Source organism: Bradyrhizobium sp. MI1.10 (genome assembly GCF_055811035.1).
The window spans coordinates 1-16,795 of record NZ_JBVVPN010000001.1; the positions used below are offsets into that span (position 1 = coordinate 1).

General features: G+C 60.0%; 15 protein-coding genes and 1 pseudogene. 10 read left to right on the forward strand and 6 right to left on the reverse strand.

Translation table 11 applies throughout. From position 1 onward, the window contains the following. Window positions 1-161: 161 nt before the first annotated feature. Both AC0L3K_RS00005 and AC0L3K_RS00010 read right to left on the reverse strand, forming a co-directional pair. Window positions 162-1,166, reverse strand: coding sequence for a phosphotransferase (locus tag AC0L3K_RS00005; protein WP_473365276.1), 1,005 nt, complete (start codon window positions 1,164-1,166; stop codon window positions 162-164). Window positions 1,167-1,314: 148 nt separating this feature from the next. After that, window positions 1,315-1,824, reverse strand: coding sequence for a GNAT family N-acetyltransferase (locus tag AC0L3K_RS00010; RefSeq protein ID WP_473365277.1), 510 nt, complete (start codon window positions 1,822-1,824; stop codon window positions 1,315-1,317). Between the two features lie 408 nt (window positions 1,825-2,232). Here AC0L3K_RS00010 and AC0L3K_RS00015 point away from each other — a divergent pair, with 408 nt between their 5' ends. Next, the gene (locus AC0L3K_RS00015; RefSeq protein WP_473365278.1) at window positions 2,233-3,489 is read left to right on the forward strand and encodes a serine hydrolase domain-containing protein; all 1,257 of its coding nucleotides are present in this window, start codon (window positions 2,233-2,235) and stop codon (window positions 3,487-3,489) included. Window positions 3,490-3,714: 225 nt separating this feature from the next. On the opposite strand, the gene AC0L3K_RS00020 is transcribed toward AC0L3K_RS00015, so the two are convergent. The 3 genes and pseudogenes from AC0L3K_RS00020 to AC0L3K_RS00030 form a co-directional block, all read right to left on the reverse strand. Further along, window positions 3,715-5,316, reverse strand: coding sequence for a recombinase family protein (locus AC0L3K_RS00020; protein ID WP_473365279.1), 1,602 nt, complete (start codon window positions 5,314-5,316; stop codon window positions 3,715-3,717). Between the two features lie 685 nt (window positions 5,317-6,001). Continuing rightward, window positions 6,002-6,608 (reverse strand): annotated as a pseudogene (locus AC0L3K_RS00025) (DUF1419 domain-containing protein). Window positions 6,609-6,936: 328 nt separating this feature from the next. Further along, a complete protein-coding gene (locus AC0L3K_RS00030) occupies window positions 6,937-7,821 on the reverse strand; it encodes a DUF3991 and toprim domain-containing protein (RefSeq protein ID WP_473365280.1) in 885 nt (294 codons plus the stop codon). Window positions 7,822-8,899: 1,078 nt separating this feature from the next. Here AC0L3K_RS00030 and AC0L3K_RS00035 point away from each other — a divergent pair. Then, window positions 8,900-9,157 (forward strand): WGR domain-containing protein, encoded by a 258-nt coding sequence (locus tag AC0L3K_RS00035; protein WP_009859433.1) that lies wholly within the window; start codon window positions 8,900-8,902, stop codon window positions 9,155-9,157. Window positions 9,158-9,237: 80 nt separating this feature from the next. Here AC0L3K_RS00035 and AC0L3K_RS00040 read toward each other — a convergent pair whose 3' ends face one another. Further along, on the reverse strand, window positions 9,238-9,969 hold the full coding sequence (locus AC0L3K_RS00040) for an autoinducer binding domain-containing protein (protein ID WP_473365281.1): 732 nt from the start codon (window positions 9,967-9,969) through the stop codon (window positions 9,238-9,240). Between the two features lie 423 nt (window positions 9,970-10,392). Here AC0L3K_RS00040 and AC0L3K_RS00045 point away from each other — a divergent pair, with 423 nt between their 5' ends. The 8 genes from AC0L3K_RS00045 to AC0L3K_RS00080 all read left to right on the forward strand — a co-directional run bounded on the left by AC0L3K_RS00045 (window position 10,393) and on the right by AC0L3K_RS00080 (window position 16,663). After that, a complete protein-coding gene (locus AC0L3K_RS00045) occupies window positions 10,393-11,028 on the forward strand; it encodes an acyl-homoserine-lactone synthase (RefSeq protein WP_473365282.1) in 636 nt (211 codons plus the stop codon). A gap of 37 nt (window positions 11,029-11,065) precedes the next feature. Next, a complete protein-coding gene (locus AC0L3K_RS00050; RefSeq protein WP_473365283.1) occupies window positions 11,066-11,635 on the forward strand; it encodes a lysozyme family protein in 570 nt (189 codons plus the stop codon). Window positions 11,636-11,710: 75 nt separating this feature from the next. Further along, window positions 11,711-12,007 carry a TrbC/VirB2 family protein gene (locus AC0L3K_RS00055; RefSeq protein WP_473365284.1) on the forward strand — a complete coding sequence of 99 codons (297 nt, stop codon included), beginning with the start codon at window positions 11,711-11,713 and terminating at the stop codon, window positions 12,005-12,007. Further along, entirely contained in the window at window positions 12,007-12,345 is a 339-nt protein-coding gene (locus AC0L3K_RS00060; protein WP_473365285.1) for a VirB3 family type IV secretion system protein, read from the forward strand. The genes AC0L3K_RS00055 and AC0L3K_RS00060 overlap by 1 nt, the downstream gene beginning before the upstream one ends. Further along, complete coding sequence (locus tag AC0L3K_RS00065) at window positions 12,338-14,704, forward strand: VirB4 family type IV secretion/conjugal transfer ATPase (RefSeq protein ID WP_473365286.1); 2,367 nt, start codon at window positions 12,338-12,340, stop codon at window positions 14,702-14,704. Before AC0L3K_RS00060 ends, AC0L3K_RS00065 begins: the two co-directional genes overlap by 8 nt. A gap of 80 nt (window positions 14,705-14,784) precedes the next feature. Continuing rightward, window positions 14,785-15,423: a TrbJ/VirB5 family protein gene (locus tag AC0L3K_RS00070; protein WP_473365287.1), complete on the forward strand. Its 639-nt coding sequence runs from the start codon at window positions 14,785-14,787 to the stop codon at window positions 15,421-15,423. Continuing rightward, entirely contained in the window at window positions 15,420-15,665 is a 246-nt protein-coding gene (locus tag AC0L3K_RS00075) for an EexN family lipoprotein (RefSeq protein ID WP_473365288.1), read from the forward strand. Before AC0L3K_RS00070 ends, AC0L3K_RS00075 begins: the two co-directional genes overlap by 4 nt. Before the next feature lie 11 nt (window positions 15,666-15,676). Beyond that, window positions 15,677-16,663, forward strand: coding sequence for a TrbL/VirB6 family protein (locus AC0L3K_RS00080; RefSeq protein WP_473365289.1), 987 nt, complete (start codon window positions 15,677-15,679; stop codon window positions 16,661-16,663). Window positions 16,664-16,795: the final 132 nt, after the last annotated feature.

Below are 16,795 nucleotides of genomic sequence, written 5' to 3' on the forward strand. Positions count from 1 at the left end.
TTGTTTGAGGCTCTACCCGGTCCATCCGGGCAACCCTCGTCGCAACATCGAGGGTGAGTCGCCTCATTTTGTGGGGGGACATACAGTCTAGCGGACATCGGCATCGATCTCCTCAGGGCAGCTTGCCTGCTAAATTCCTTGCTGCGAGAACGTCCTTCAACCTATCGCATATACATGGGCGGCAGTCCGGGCGGTATCGAGCCAGTCAGAAATGAGGTGAGAAACATCTTGCCCAGCGCATGACTGGTCTCCGCAGTCCCAGGTACAAGCCGCTTCTCGCGAATCGCCCTCTCGAATTGCGCGGAGCTGAGCGACGAAAGGTTGTCATCGGGCCTGTCGCGTGGCCCAAGTGCCGAAGCGCTGAACAGCACTCCTGCATAATGGAGCCGCGTGAGGGCGCGAACTTGTGTCAGTCGGTCGCGCAGAGGCCGATCTGGCTCACGGCCAAGCCAAGCGAGCAACAGCATTTCTTCCAATTCCGGGGACTGTGCGAAATTGTCGAGCGCGGTTGCCACATCTACCAGCGGATCGTTGCAATAGGCGGTCTCCCAATCGATCAGCCATAGCCGCTCGCCGTCGAACAACACATTTCTGGGGAGTACATCATTGTGGCTTGAAACAAAATGCTCCGCTCTAAGACCATAGGTCCCGCGGATCTCGGTTAGCCGGCTTGAAGCTTCGTCCAAGAGACCGTCAACAAAAAGACCAGTCTTACAAACATGGGTCCAGAGCCTGTTCACAATCTCTGGGTAATCCAGGAAGTATGGAAACAAGGGCGCACTCTGTTGCTTCTTAAGCATCGCCCCGATCGCCCGGGCTAGTCCTGAACTGCCATCCGGATAGCCTTCAAGTGGTCTATCTTCGATAAAATCCATCATCGCCACACGATTGGGGGCGTCCAGATAATGAAGCCGGGGCGCAATTCCCTCCTGGGCGGCGATGCGCATCGAGTGATATTGGTGGGGATTGCGCAAGGGGCTCTCCGGACCTTCTATTCGCAGCACGAAGCGCCGGCCATTCGTCTCAATCAGAAAAACAAATGCTCCCGAGACTCCACCGGTCAAAGCTCGGATGCTCGGCATTGCATTAGCCCCCAGTACGCTCGTCGTCGCTTGCAGTGCTGCATGCCGCTGTGTAGCCGAAAGCGCGGCGAAGGGGTTTGCCATCTATCGCGTCCAGTTCCGGGGGCGCACAACCTACAAGCGACTTCGCATTAGGTAAAGCCTTTGTCCGCTTCTATCGGTTGTCCGGTTGTGGCCCAGAGCAGAAATCGTGCCTGCTGGTGAGCGGTCGATGTCAGGGACGCAAAATAATTCAGGCCCGCGAGAGATCCTTCGCCATAAGAACCAAGTCGTAGTAGCGCCCAGCTTGCTTCAGCGCGTTCTTCTCGAGGCCGTACTCCAGGAAGCCCAAACTCGCATAAAGGCTCCGCGCCTGTTCATTGTCGACCACCACGCTGAGTTGGATCAGCTCAACCTGCTGACGAGCGTGATTGCATACCGCTTCGCCCAACCGCCGACCGATTTTGGCATTCCTTGCGGCGGGGCGAACGTACATTCCCCAAAGCGCACCTTTGTGAGCTTCTTTCCGGCCCTGTTGGACAGCAAAGCCGACAATGCCGACGAGCTCTTTGTCGCGGAACGCGCCGAGCACTGTAGAGCTACTGAGCCGATCCGAGAACAAACCCAGCGGCTGAGCATCTTCAACCTCGAACGTGCTACCGAACGATTCCGGGTTGGCTTGGAGAGCCTCTAGTCGAATGTCTCGATAGAGGAGTGCGTCCTGCGGTGCGAGGCGACGTATCTCAATGTCGTCGTCGGTCATCCTTCGTCTTCACCAGCAGGCAGGAAATATTCCCAGTGAGTTGCACAAGATAGCTTCTCCGACGCCTCAAATCCAGACAAGCTCGACTTCTGATTTTGGCCCATCGCTGCCGTCCACAGCGCGGCCGCTAACGTCCGCATTGGGGGTTACTGCCGTCATGCCTCTCGGAATTTGGGAAGGCAGCCGTGACTCAAAGCTGACCTCGCTCAAAAGCTGTAGGCCATTGACACAGCACGCTGCTTAGCTAAATGTTACTCACCGTAGCATTCGTGGTGAGGAGCAGTTGGCCCTCTCCAGCGATTTCGAGGTCGGATGGGCCAGGTTTGCGAACCGCGATTTTATCACTCTTGCAAGCGGCGCAGCGGTAGCTCCCATACCAGCGCCGGGAAAGTACTCTCGCGACGCTCTGTGCTGACCGGACTTGCGGCAACCTGGGTTGCGGCGTCGGCGAAATGGAGTTGGGCTGCTGAAATCGGTGGTGGTCCGTCCTTTTTCGCCGATGGCCCGGACGCCGAACTTTACGGCGCGGCCGAGAACTACCCGATCAAGGACCGGTGGAGGATCTTCCAGCCCGGCAATCCGGCCTCGCCAAAATACCGCGTCGGCGCATTCAGTCATTACGATGAGATATTCCCGACACGCCAGGTCGATCGCGCGGCCACATCCTGGCCATTCAAGCGAACGCCGGCGGATGTCAGCTACCAGTACAAGGGAAACCGCGCTTCGCTTGCGGATTATCTGTCGCGCAATCCGGTGACGGGCCTGTTGATCGCTAAGGACGACCGGATTCTGGTTGAGTGCTATCAGTACGGCCGCACTGATCGAGATCGGCTGATATCGCAGTCAATGGCAAAATCTATCACTGGCATGCTGATAGGGATCGCGACCGCGGAAGGCGCGATCAAGTCGATCGACGATGCTGCGGAGACCTATGTTCCCGGCTTGAAAGGCACGGAATACGGTGCAACGCCGATCCGCGCGCTGCTGCACATGTCGTCTGGCGTAAAGTTCGGTGAAGAGAACGATGAAGCGAAAGGCAGCGGAGACGACCTCGATCGCCTGTGGGGCGACACGGTGCGCAAACACTGGTTTTCCCAAAAAGGCACCGTTGCCAGCATCGCGCAATTCAACCAACGGATCGCGCCGCCGGGGACGCGATTCCATTACGCCAGTATCGAGACGGACGTGCTTGGTCTCGTGCTGCATTACGCGACCGGTCAATCAATGTGCGGCTATCTCCAGGAAAAAGTTTGGCAGCCGATCGGCACGGAAGCGGATGCCAAATGGCTAATTGATGCGGAAGGCCGTGAGGTAGCGCACGGGTTCTTCAATGCGGTACTGCGCGATTACGCGCGGCTCGCCCGTTTGCTGGCCCACGACGGAGCGTGGGAAGGCAAACAGATAATACCTGCACAGTGGGTGATTGATGCGACCACGGTGCTTGCCTCCGAGACGTATCTGGCAAAAGCCGAGGGAGGGTTCGGGTACGGCTATCAGGTCTACCTGTTTCCCGGCAGCAGACGGCAATTCGCGCTCTTGGGGCACCTCGGGCAGCGCATCCTCGTTGATCCGCCCTCGAAGCTGGTCATGGTGCAGACCGCCGTCGATGAAAAGTCCCCCGAAATCTGGCGTCTGTGGTCGGCCGTGGTCGCGCAGTTCGGGTGACGCCACCTTTTCTCCCAGGGGAAGAGAGGTCCACTCCGCTCTCGACGTCGGAATAGAAAAGCCGAATGAGCTGCGAGGTCTGCTTCTGGCGCCCTAGCTGACTTGCCTCGCGCAGCCCGTCGAGGACCGCTTGTGGCCCCTAGCTGACCTCCCGCGCGCAGCCGGTGGAGGATCGCCTTTGACCCGGAGCGGACATCCACCGGCAGTGCAAACAGGCTCACTTCCTCACTTTGCGCGTTTAGTGCGAGGTGGGACGAGTGTATTACTGACCCTTCTGAGGAGAACCCGAGATAGTTCTTCAAAAGTGTCAAAGCGCTCAATTCTTTGAGATGCACGCGAGCGCTCGGAAAACCAAAACAGTTGGCCCTCAAACGACAGTGAGGTTGACGGCATCAGGACGTAGTCGAGGATCGCCGCGTTCTTCTCACCCAATCTAGCAGCGACAACCCACCCCTTGGGCCGTCGCGCCCGGCGGGCTATCGTCCATCGAATCGGCCTGCCGACATGCATCCGCCACCTAGCTATTTGGAAGCAAATGCTCACGGTATCTTCAATGCGCAAGCACACATTAGACGCATCAATGCTGGCGCTCATGCCCGATCTTTCGAATGTCTCTTTAAGCCGCGCAGCGTTTCCAAGCTGAAAATTGACCCAACGCTTGTATGCATCGAGCTTGTCCCAGTAACCTTGTTTTCCAGTATAGCCGATCAGCCGGTAAAGATCTCGCACTGTGCCAAAGTGTTTGAGATAGGTGGCTATAGATGGGAGCCCGGGGGTCTCCTTGATGATGTCCGCGCTGAGTTTGCCTTTTTTCATTAGGACTTTTCGAAGACGTAGAAGCATCTCATCTTCCGGTATGCGGACACAACGCTCCTCTAAGGCCTTTCTCGTGCGTACGAACACATCACTGTCGATTATTGATTCAAAAGCGCCTTCGCTTCTGATCCAGAGTTCTTTTGGATTCTGCTTTCTCTTGGAGCCAAGCTTCTTTGTGCCTCGATTGTAGATGGCAGTGCCGATGTAGGCCTCTTGCCGTAGAAGGTTGCTTATGCCGCTTCGACTCCAAGAATGCCCTTCGATGGAGGGAACTCCGCGCTCGTTAAGCTCGCGTGCAATCGCTCTTTGAGTCGCGCCCCGAAGGTACTCGCGGAAGATCCACCTGACGACTTCGACCTGCTCCTTCGCTCCAGGTGCCAGCTTTACTCGATCCGTGGACAAGTACTTTCGTTCGCCAGCCTGCAAACTTCCTCCGGGCCTGTGTCCGTTGCCCAAAACGTGTCGCTCTAGCCCGAACGGCGCTGGCCCTCCCATTTTGAAGCCCAGTCTCGCGAGACGCATGGCTGCTGCGTGAACCTTGCCAGAAAGCTCGCGGCTGAACTCGGCTGCCATAACCCTTTTGATGTTTTTTATGATGCTGGAAAGCAGACTGTTGTCATTGTCAAACTGCTCAGCACAATACGCAACTTTCACGCCTGCCTCACGACAGATGAACTCGTAGTGCGCACTCTCATCGACGTCCTGGAAACGCCCCCAACGACTGACGTCAAATACGAGGAGATGTCCGAAGTCCACACGACCGGACCGAACGTCGGTGAGGAGCTCGGTAAGGCCTTGCCTGTTTTTAATCTTCAACCCGCTCCGGCCCTCATCGCGGTAAGTGCGAACAATGGTTAGCTGGTGAAGTTGGGCATAGGTTGCGATCGCCGCCGCCTGATTCTCGATAGAGTATTGCTGATAGTCTGTTGACATGCGGACATACTGTGCTGCCCGTTGCATCTTTTGAGATTGAGGCAGTCGGTCCTTGCGGACCACAAGAGCGTTCCCCATGAGAGTCCTCCTGCATAAGCGGATGTCTCGCGAAGCCTTCTCCCACCGAAGCCATGATAGCAGGAACGGTCGACACAACGGAGGATGCTCGACATATAGTCGGGCAGCTGAACTGACGTATGATCAGGTCTTCCGCTTCTGCCCCTTTAGCTGACCCACGACGCGCAGCCGGTCGAGGACCGCTTGTGGCCCATCTCGGACCTCCCGACCAGCGCGGGTGATGTCCGCTCCCGATACTCAAACGGAAGTAAGCAGCCGGGCTGCCGAAAGGCCGCTTATGGCCGATTGTGTTGCAAAAGTCGAAAGTTGCAGGGCTCAAGATTTTTCGCGAAAACACTAAGCAGCGAGTGATCGCTGATTCGTATGACCTCAATCGCGTTACCGAAGTCGCCTGTGAATTTTGCGTGAGGCCATGAGGTCCCTCGCATCTTGTACGCGAAAGTCGCGCGCACGGCCCGCAGAATTTTGGTCATCGGCGAAAATCGACTTTTGCAACAATATCGGCCCGGAGCCGACCTAGACCAAAAAACCTTCCCTTCGGCAGCGCTACAGAAAGCCGCAGCGCTCCCTGCGACGGACGGCACGGAGTTGCGAGAGTTGATGAGTGGGCCCGCCCGGGCCGGGTGCTGAAATGCGACGCCCGGCGCGAGGCCGGGCTGCCGCGGGGCGGGCAGGTAAGGTCGGGCTAGGCCGCGGCCGTCTCCGGCAGATGGCGGAACTGCACCGGCAGCTTGGCCGCGATCTCTGCCTCGGTGAGGTCGTCGAGGAGCTTCAGGACCGTGCCGCTCTGGCCGGCATAGACGAGTACAGTGCGGCGGCCGCGCATGGCCTGCGGCCAGCGCTCGCCAGCATAGCCGCGATAATCGTCATGTGTGCCCGACCAGATGTGATCGAGCCGCTCGTCGCGCGTCATCGCGCGCATGGGCCGTGACTCGCGCTCGATGATCGCCGCCTTCATCCGCTCCGGCGACAGCCGATCTGAAAGATCGCAATAGCCATGGAACCAGCGCCGCTTTCCGTCGATGGCAAGCGTGAAGAAGATGCTGGTGATGCTGCCCGTCATGAATTTCGCGCATCGCGAACATGTCGGCGCGCATGAACAGCGGGGGCAGGATCTCGAGCATGTAGTCGTGCTCCCGCTCGTTGATCTCAAACCACTCGCCGGCGAAGAGATGCTGGCCTTCACCTTCGGCCATCGCGGGGTCACCACGATGGCGGTTGAACAAGCGGTGCATCTCATGGCGCGTCGCAACGCCTTCGAAGACTTTGCGGATGCTGGGGGAGGTGTGCATGGGCGGCTCCTCTTGGCCTGGCCGGACTGACAGCGCGAGCGATCCGCCTGATCCCTTCGTCACTTCAGTCCTTCATCACACCTCCCCCGCCGGCCGAATCGAAGGTCCGGCGGGTCAAGGGCCGCGGAACGCGGGCGAAGCTTCACCCTTGACGCGCCGGCCGGGCATGCGGCAGCGCTGCATTCCCATTTCATCTTCCCACCTTCATTGTTCGATCCCCTCTTCCTTCGCTCAACGCCAGGGCGTCAGAGACCCCACTCATTTGAAGGCCTTGGCGCGGCCCCCACGCAGCCGGCGCGTCACCCTGGCGAGCCGCATCAGTTAGACGTCAGGCGCTCAAATCCTCATTCCAGTCGCCGGCGCGCGGCCGCAAACGGGCATACCGGGCACTTGCATCTGCGGCGATGGTACTGACACGGTCGGCGTATATGTCGCCTTGCCGATTGTTGTCGGTTGCTGCCACGAGCCAAGCGTTGGCGCGCTTGGCCAAGCCGCGGATGGCGTCATCGGTCGCGGTCGACCAACCGCCGCCAGTGCTGACATAAAGGGTGTCAGGCCGCAGGACCTCGATTGCGGCGAGGCTCATCGCATCTATGGCGGCCTCGGTGATACAGATCCGCTCGGCCCCCTCCGACCCGAAGCGAAAGAGCTCCTTGCTGCCGTCCGTGGCGAAGCCCCGCCACGACGGTCCACGCTCCTCCCAACCTGTGAGCGCTCCAGCAGAATTGCTGTGCGCCGCCCACATGCTGCCTAGGGGGCCCTCTCTCAACAGGTCGCTAGCGACCGTCTGCTTCACGATGTCCGCCGGCAGTCCGCGCTCGCCGGTAAGATAGCGCCAAGCTGGCGAGCCGGGCCGCAGCGTGACACGATATCCCCACCGCTCTACAATCGACGCAAGGGCCTTGGCCCTTGCCGGGCGCTGCCACGCTGGTGCCGCAGGAACGAAGCCAACCACATCCGCTACACGGCCGCACGCCTCGACAAAACCACCAGCACCGAGGTGTTCGGCTAGCGAAAACACGTCCCCTTTCGCCGGCGACAATGGATCGAACCAGCCGCGGCCCTGGTGGATGACGATGATGATGTTGGTGTCGCGGCGATACTTGATCGCTCGCCGGGTGCTTTCCTTGACGTCGACCTTCCAGCCGTCTTTCTCGAGCAGGGCTGCGCAACCACCCTTTTTACGCAGCTCTTCAATTTCTTGCTTGTCCATTTATCTGCACCAGGTCGCGCAGGCGACGTCCGGCCCTCTTCTGTTGGTCTCACTTGTTCCTAGCCTTGCGGCACGTCCCCCCGACCGGCCGCGAAGCCTGCCGGAGGCAAGGGCGCGCGGACAAGCTGTCGAATTTGTCAGCTAGGTGGGCGCGGCGAAGCTTCCCTTGCAGCCGGCAAGGCGCCAGCGGCAGCCGGTCACCCGGCTCGATGAGCCGGGCACCAGGGGTCGTATTCATGGACGATCGCATCCTGATTCCCGTCCTATTCGCTGGAGACCATCACACCGAATTCCCTCTCAGGCTGGAAAAGGATGACCGGCACCACCAGCGTGCGGGCAAGATCGAAGGCGTGGTTCTGAGCGAGGGTGAGATTGTGCGACATTGAAAGGCTCCCGTCTTGCGGCGGGGACCATCCCCGCTCGACAGGCGCCGACGTGTTCGGGGGCGGTCGCGGTCACCTCGAGAGGCGAAGCCGAAGAGGTCGCACGCTTGCGTAGCGAACCCCTTGCGGGTTGATCGTAGAAGGCCGCACCAGAACCAAGGAAGCCCGATCGAGAGCGGAGTTGGTCCTTCACCGGAAGCATGTGAGCCGAAACGCACATCGTTCGCCCGCGGATGCAGTATCGGTCTGATTGACTGCGAGAACAGCCGCCGTCTTTTGTCCGGAGCGACAGTCGATTTGCCCGCCAGGCGATTACTCCGCGAATTGGGCTTCGATGTCCTCGAGACCATAGGCATCGCTTGCATTTAGGGGGATGAGGTCCGACGCGAATACGCGGGAGCTTCCGATGACTCAGCAGCTGCCTTATTCGGGGACTCGGGCCGTTTCGCGTCAGGGATGGCAGCCCGTAAGGGGGAAGACCCGCTCGCGGGGCTTCAGCGCAGCCTCCAGGCCGGCCCGCAGGGCGACGCCCACTTTGTTTGCAGTCAGAGGCGCACAACACCCTGTAGTTTCGGAGACCGCTCGTTGAGCACCCTCAATGGCTTTCATCACCGGTATTAACATTCTGAATCGATGAGCCTGATCGATTCGATAACTTAATTGGACGACGTTTTCGACAGGTGCGATTCTTGCGCATGTCCGAACTCACGGTGCCATACCTCGCGCTCCAACGTTGCGATCCGGCCCGCAATATGGCCAGGTTCTATGTCCTCACGATTGAACCGACTCTGTTCGGTGATACGGCGTTGGTGCGCGAATGGGGACGTCTGGGCCACCGTGGCCGCCGGCGGATCGATCTGTTTGCCGAGAGGGTCCAGGCCGTCGAAGCGCTCGAGGCTTGGCTCGTCCGCAAATCACGCCGTGGGTATGTACCAAAGAATCCCGCGCCCTGAGTGCGACCGCCCAGTACTCCTACCCCAATTGAACCGTCGATCTTCGCAACTCCTTGCAAACCGGACAGCTGTTTTGCGCATTACGGGAGCAATCCCTGCCGAAGCGCGAGAGCCACAGCGTGCGGGAGGGTTAATGCAGCAAGATTCCGCCGGGCATTATCCAAATGAAATTTTACACCGCGCGAGCCGACACCGAGGAGCTGAGCAATATCCTGCATCGTCTTGCCCTCGGAGATCCAACCCAAACATTGCCTTTCGCGCTGGGTCAAGGTGCAGACCTGCTGGGCGTACCGAGGCGTCCGTCCAATTCCGGCAGCGCTCACATGGGCATGGTAAGTGAGCCCCACCGTTTGCAACATATCTTGCGAGCTCTCGACGAAGCGATCGAGTCCAAGGCTGCGCTCATCCACCGCCAGCGTGAACGCCGCAAACCGGTTTTGACTTGAGGGAATGCGAATGGTCAGGCCGGTCCTGATCTTGAAGCTGAGCGCATCATCGAACAGGCGGCGCTCTTTCGCCGACTTTGCGCTTCGCGCCTCACGACCATCCCACAGGAACACACGGCTCGTGTTTCGCGGCTCCTGAAGAACGGGATCGATGTTGTGATAGCCTTCGCGAAAATAGTGGCTGGTCCAGCTCTTCGGATAGGATGAGATCAGAATGGGGCCATTGGCGCGCTGACCAAAATAGGCAAACCACCGGAATCCCAGGGCATGCGCAGCTCGTTCCGCAACACGCCGAAAATCATCTTCCGTATGGGCAGCGTGCAGACAATCGACTAATTCATCGCATGCTCTTTTGACGTCTTTCATTGCGTCACTTCAGTCTTTTCTTAGTTCCCACAACGCGAATATCCTGATGATTCGCGCTCCACGTGCAGGCATTTATTGCGACGTTGCGGCAGCTTTGCGGCACGAACAATTGCAAATCGCCCTATCAAACCTACAGCAGCAACGCGAACATACGACGGAGGAGAACAACCTCTGACTGCAGCCACCCAACAAAAAGATTTTCTCCACGTGGTGGAGGCTAAGGAATTTCATTCCCTGCGCTGTCAGACCTGCGCATCACGGAACTTATACAGGTTCCAAAGTGCGCGCGGTTTACCGCGCCTTGCGAATGCGGTTCGGGACCCAACAGAACCCATAGCGCCCTGTCAGAACTGACAGCGCAACGCCGTGACCGCGACTGCTTTCTTGATCTCGAAGCTGTGATTCGTAAGTTTGAGGTTAAGAATGAAGGTCATTGTTCGCACCCGTGCGGCGCTGCTGCAGGATTCTGAACTGGCAATGGGAATGCAACGCCTGCGAGGGCGTGTGTTCAAGGAACGGCTCGACTGGGACGTCTCTGTCTGCAACGGAATGGAGATCGATCAGTACGACACCTTCAAGCCAACTTATCTCCTGGCACTCGAGCAGAACGACGTTGTGGGCTGTGTTCGCCTGCTGCCCACCACCGGACGAAACATGCTGGCCGATACGTTCCCGGTGTTGCTCGATGGTAACGCGGCGCCGAGGTCGGCCAGAATTTGGGAGAGCTCGCGCTTCTGCGTTGACACCAAAAGTGCGGCGGCAACAGCAGAGAATGGTCTGCGCAAAGCGACGTTCCTGCTGTTTGCAGCCATGCTCGAATGGGGGCAGCAGCACAATCTTCAGGCCATCGCAACGGTCACTGACCTGCGCATGGAACGCATCCTGCGCCGGGCCGGATGGCAGCTCGATCGCCTCGGTATGCCTCGTCAAATCGGCTCGACCAAAGCCGTCGCCGGTTTGTTGCCGATCACTAAGGAGGCTCTCGGCGCGATCCGAGCGGCCGGGCAGATTTCGGGGTGTGCAATTGACGCGCCATCAAGCCTGGCGATCGCGGCCTAGCATCGACGTCTCAGCTCCCGACAAGAAGGCTTTCACCATGGATCCAGCTGCATTCGCGGCTCTGGTCGAACGATGCGCCCCCACGGCGATGGCTCGGCCGCTGACGGAACTCGTCCGGCAGGCGAGCTCCTTCGAGCCGCTGCTCATCACGATTCAGGGGCGCAAACCAATTCCGATTCAGGCAACCGACCGTGACGAAGCCATCCAGCTCGCAACCGAGGCCATCGCGACCGGCCAGCAGGTCCGAACGGGTCTCGGTCAACTTGATGCGGAGGAAACACGAAACGCCGGGCTGACGGCTAGTACCACCTTCGACCCGTGCCAGCACATTGCCGGGCTTGGCAGACTGTTCGATGCGCGACTGCAAACGGCGAGCATAAAACGCGCAGACCGCGACCAGGCGATTGCCGAGGTTGTCGCGAGCTTCGCGCCGAAGGCTTCCGGTCAAGTCTCGGCGCCTCGTATCGAGCCGATGGCTTCCACCGGTCGCGATCGCCCCACCGGCGATACGACAATCAATCCACCCGCAGCCTCTGCCCGCGAGCGCCGGCCCTGGGACGTTTATCGCTCGGGAATAGGCACATCAGCCTTTGTTTACGAACGATGAGGATCGCCGTTTTTCATCTCAACTCAACCGCGGTCCGGGCTGGGGTCCGGCTGCAGTGCCAATCGGAGCCGTGCCATGACTTCTCCTCTTAAACACTCCGCTGCCATCCTTTGCATGGGCGCCGTTCTCAGCATCGCGTTGGTCGAGCCCGCGTTTGCGCAGACCGCGAACATCGAAGGCGTGCTGCAGAACATCGTCAACATGCTGACCGGCAACGTCGCCCGCCTGCTGGCGACGCTGGCCGTCATCATCGTCGGCATCGCCTGGATGTTCGGTTACCTCGATCTGCGCAAGGCCGCCTATGTCGTGCTCGGTGTGGCCATCACGTTCGGCGCCTCCGAGGTGGTCTCGACCTTGACCGGGGGGCATTGATGATCGAGGCTCCGCGTCTCACGGAGGACACCTTGTTCCTGGCCTGCACGCGTCCGGCCATGATTGCTGGCGTCACCATGGAGGCCATGGCGCTCAATGTGATGTTTTCCTGCATCCTGTTTCTGGTAGCTGGCAGCATTCTCTACGGCTTGGTCGCAATTCCGATCCATGGTCTTTGCCGCATCATCTGCCGGCACGACCCCAACATGTTCCGGATTCTGCTTGCCTGGATCGAGACCCGAGGGCGCACGCGGAATGCGTCATTTTGGGGCGGATCGTCCTGCACGCCGCTCAAGCTCGTTCGGCGATATCGAGCAGGAGACCTTGGTTATGCGTAGCGCCGCTCTGAAGACCCGGGAGATCGGTCCCGATGTCTACCTGCCGTTCGGCCGGCACGTCACCGATACGGTGATCAGTCTCACGACCCGAGCGCTGCTCACGGTGATCAGGCTTGACGGCACTTCGTTCGAAACCGCCGAGACGGCGGATCTGAACGACCTTCACGCCAAGCTGAACCTCACGCTGCGCAACGTGGCGGATCCACGGCTGGCGCTATGGACCCATCTGGTGCGCCGCCGCACGTCAGACTATCCGGCCGGTGCATTCCGCTCGACGTTTGCAGCCGCGCTCGACGCGCAATATCGCAACCGGCTCCGCAACGAGGCGCTCTTTCGCAACGATCTCTATCTGACGCTGGTCTGGCATCCCGGTCGTGCCACCACGGACGTGGCCGCAGCGTTCTTCAAGCAACTTGGCCGAAATGCTGGGCATTCCCTCGAGGTCGACAGCGACGCCTTGAAGCGGCTCGAGGATGCCAGGCGCGACTTGGTCGCGGCCCTGGAGCGCTACGGTGCCCACAGCCTTGGATTGGTCGAGCGCAACGGGATCGTGTTTTCAGAACCGATGGAACTGCTCCACGCCATCACAAGCGGGCAGTGGCTCCCGGTCCCATTGCCGCAAGGGCCGATCGGCCCCGCGCTCTATTCGAACCGTGTCATCTTCGGCCGCGAAGCCATCGAAATCCGGGGTGCCGGCGGATCGCGCTTCGCTGGTATGTTCGGGATCAAGGAATATCCGGCGTCCACCAGACCTGGGCTGTTGAACGCGCTGCTTTCCGCGCCCTTCGAGATCATCCTCACGCAATCCTTTGCGTTCTTGTCCAAGGCTGACGCCAAGACCGTTCTGACCCGCAAGCAGAACCAGCTGGTGTCGGCTCAGGATCCGGCGGCCTCGCAAATCGACGAACTCGCTGACGCGCTCGACGATCTCGAATCCAATAGATTCGCGTTCGGCGATCATCACCTCTCGCTGCTGATTTACGCGGAGACGCCCTCCCAGCTACAGGAACATATGAGCGTAGCGCGGCGAGCACTGGCGGATGCCGGTAGCGTGGTCGCGCGCGAAGATCTCGGACTTGAAGCGGCCTATTGGGCGCAGCTCCCCGGGCTGTTCAAATATCGGGCACGAACTGGGGCGATCAGCTCCCGCAATTTCGCGGCGTTCTCCCCGTTTCACACATATCCGACGGGGAGGGCTGCCGGCAACCATTGGGGTCCGGCGATTGCGATGCTCAAGACAGCCTCCGGCTCGCCGTACTACTTCTCTTTCCACCATGGCGACCTCGGCAACACTTTCATCTGCGGCCCGTCCGGGTCCGGCAAGACCGTCGTGCAGAATTTCCTGTTGTCCCAGGCCGAGCGGCTCGGGGCCACCTATGTCTTCTTCGACAAGGACCGCGGTGCCGAGATTTTCGTCCGCGCCGCCGGCGGCACCTATCTGACGCTCCACAACGGCGTTGCAACCGGCTGCGCGCCGCTGAAGGCGCTGGAGCTGACGCCAGCGAACCTGTCCTTCCTCGGCGCGCTTATCCGGAAACTCGTCACACCGGAAAACCGGCCGCTGACCGTGACCGAGGAAGAGCGGATCGACTCCGGATTACGCGCTCTTGGTCAACTGCGGCAAGAGGAACGCTCGTTCGGCGCGCTGCGGGCCTTCCTCGGCCAGCAGGACCGCGAGGGCATTGGTGCGCGGTTGGAGCGATGGTGCCGCGGCGCGCCGTTCGGCTGGGTGCTCGATGGCGACCAGGATGCCATCGCCTTAGAGGCCCGGTTCATCGGCTTCGACATGACCGACCTCCTGGATCATCCGACCGTTCGCACGCCCTTGATGATGTATCTGTTCCATCGAGTCGAGCGGCTGATCGACGGCCGGCGCCTGATCATCGACATCGACGAGTTCTGGAAGGCGCTCGGCGACGAGGCATTTCGGGATCTCGCCAACAACAAACTGAAAACCATCCGCAAGCAGAATGGCGTCATGGTGTTCGGCACGCAGTCGCCACGCGATGCGCTGGCCTCGCCGATCGCGCACACCATTGTGGAGCAATGCCCGACGCAAATCTTCCTCCCGAACGCGCGGGGAACGCGATCTGACTATGTCGACGGCTTCCATCTGACCGACACTGAATTCCGCCTGATCAAGGAGGAGCTCGCGCCCGAGAGCCGGCGGTTCCTGGTCAAGCAGGGCCACAACTCGGTGGTGGCGGAACTTGATCTCGGCGGTTTCGACGACGCCCTTGCCGTGCTGTCAGGGCGGACGGAAACGGTCGAACTGCTCGATCGCATTCGCAGCGAAGTCGGCGACGATCCGGCCCAATGGCTGCCGGTATTTCACGCGGAGCGGAGGAAAGTCCGATGATGGTTCAGCGCATGTCGGCGATGTTTGCCTCCGCGTCAGTCGCGGCCCTTCTGATGGCGTCTCCGGCAGCAGCCGAGATTGTGTTCGACCCGAACGTCTTCGCGCGGCAGTTTGAGCAACTGACGGAGCTGAAGAAGCAGGTCGATGCCCTGACGTCGCAGCTCAAGGTGGCGCAGGATCAATTGAACCAGGCCAAGCAGCTCTATGACAGCTTCAACAAGCGGACCAACGCCAACGAGATCGGGTCGCTCTTGAACACACCGCAGTTCCGGAAAGTTCTGCCCCAGCAGTTCTCAGAGATCGAACGTCTCGTCGCGGGGCAGGGCGGCGGCAACTTCGCCGACGCGATTGACCACTATCTCTCGCAGAACCGCGCATATGCCGGCAACAGCGGCAATTCGTATTACCAGAGCGAGCTCGACCGGATCGCGCGGCAGACCGGCGCCAAGCACTCCATGGGGCAGGCGGTGTACGACACTGCCTCGCAGCGCGTCGATGCCCTGGAGGAGCTCAGAACTCGCATCAGCAGTGCGACAGACGTCAAGGAGACCCTTGATTTGTCAGCCCGGCTGCAGGCCGAACAGGCGCTGCTCCAGAACGATGTGCTCCGGATGCAAGGCCTCGCGATGATCCAGCAGGCCCGCACGGACATGGACGGGCAGCGGGAGCGCGAAAAACAGCGGCAACTGGTCGATGAAATGAAAGCGGCGCTGCAATGAGACTGAGAGCATCCATTCTGCTGATCGCTGTTGCCGCCGCTCTTACTGGTTGTAATGAATCCGATACGACCCAGCAGACGAAGACCGTCAGCTGGTTTTTCGAGCATCGGGACGAGCTTCAGGCAACGCTCAAGGCGTGCCGCAATAACCCAGGCGAACGTGGGAACACGCCCGACTGCATCAACGCGAATGAAGCGCGTAACAAAGTCACCATCCAAGAGATGAAAGACGCCCTGAAATAAGGACCGCCGCGATGGCTATAAACGTCTTTGACAGTTTTCTGAAGGAGTTCCAGCAACCGATTACGGCGTTCGTATCGACATCGGTGTCGAATCTCGCGTCGTACATCGATGGCCCGCTGCGCGTCGCCGTGATGCTCTACGTCGTCCTCTACGGTTTTGCTGTGATGCGCGGCGCGATCTCTGAGCCGATCATGGAATTCGCCTGGCGGGCGATGCGGATCGTGGTGGTGGTTCTGCTCGCGACCAATTCAAGCGCTTTCCAGCAGTACGTCACGGGTCTGTTCTTTGATTCCCTGCCGAAGGAGATCGGCAATGCCCTGGCGGGATCCGGACTGAACACCAATTCCGGGGCGCCTTTCGATCAACTTCTCTCTAAAGGGATCGACGTCGCCAACAGGATTTACGAACAAGCCGGTTTGACCAACATCGCGCCAGCGCTCATCGCCGCCATTCTCCTGGTCTTCGTGGCAGTCGGTTCCTTCCTGCAATTTGCCATCCTGCTCTACGCCAAGGTCGGCCTCGGCGTTGTGATCGCGCTTGGTCCAGTCTTCATTGCGCTCGGACTGTTCGAGGCCACACGGCCGTTTACGGAAGCTTGGCTTCGGCAGGTCGCGAATTTCGTGATCCTGTTGGTGCTGGTGGTCGCGTTGGTCGGGCTGATGCTAACAACCGTCAGTGGCTTCATCGACAGGTTCGCGGCCAATGCGGGCACAGCCGGCGAGATGGTGGTGGCCGCGGTCGCGATCAGCGCAGTGCTCGGTCTGTCCGGATACATCTCGCTGCAACTGCCGATCATCGCAGGCGGTCTTGCCGGGGGTGGGGCTTCGCTCGCAAGCCGGCTGGTCACAACTCCCCTGATTGCCAATGCCACGGCCGCAGCCGGCGGCGCTTATGCCGGCGCACGCTGGTCGGCAAGCCGGGGTCTTGCTGCAGTCAGAGGCAGCCGGCAGGGCGGCAGTATGCGGCGGGTCCGATCCCAGGGCACGACGACAGCGTAAGCAAAGATCGCCGGCATCAGGCGACAGGAAAGACAGGGGCATCAGAACGATGTGGCGTCGACTATTCATCATTTGCGTTATCCCATGGCAGCTTGGGGGCTGCGCGAACTGGTCAAAGGGGCCGCCGTCCTG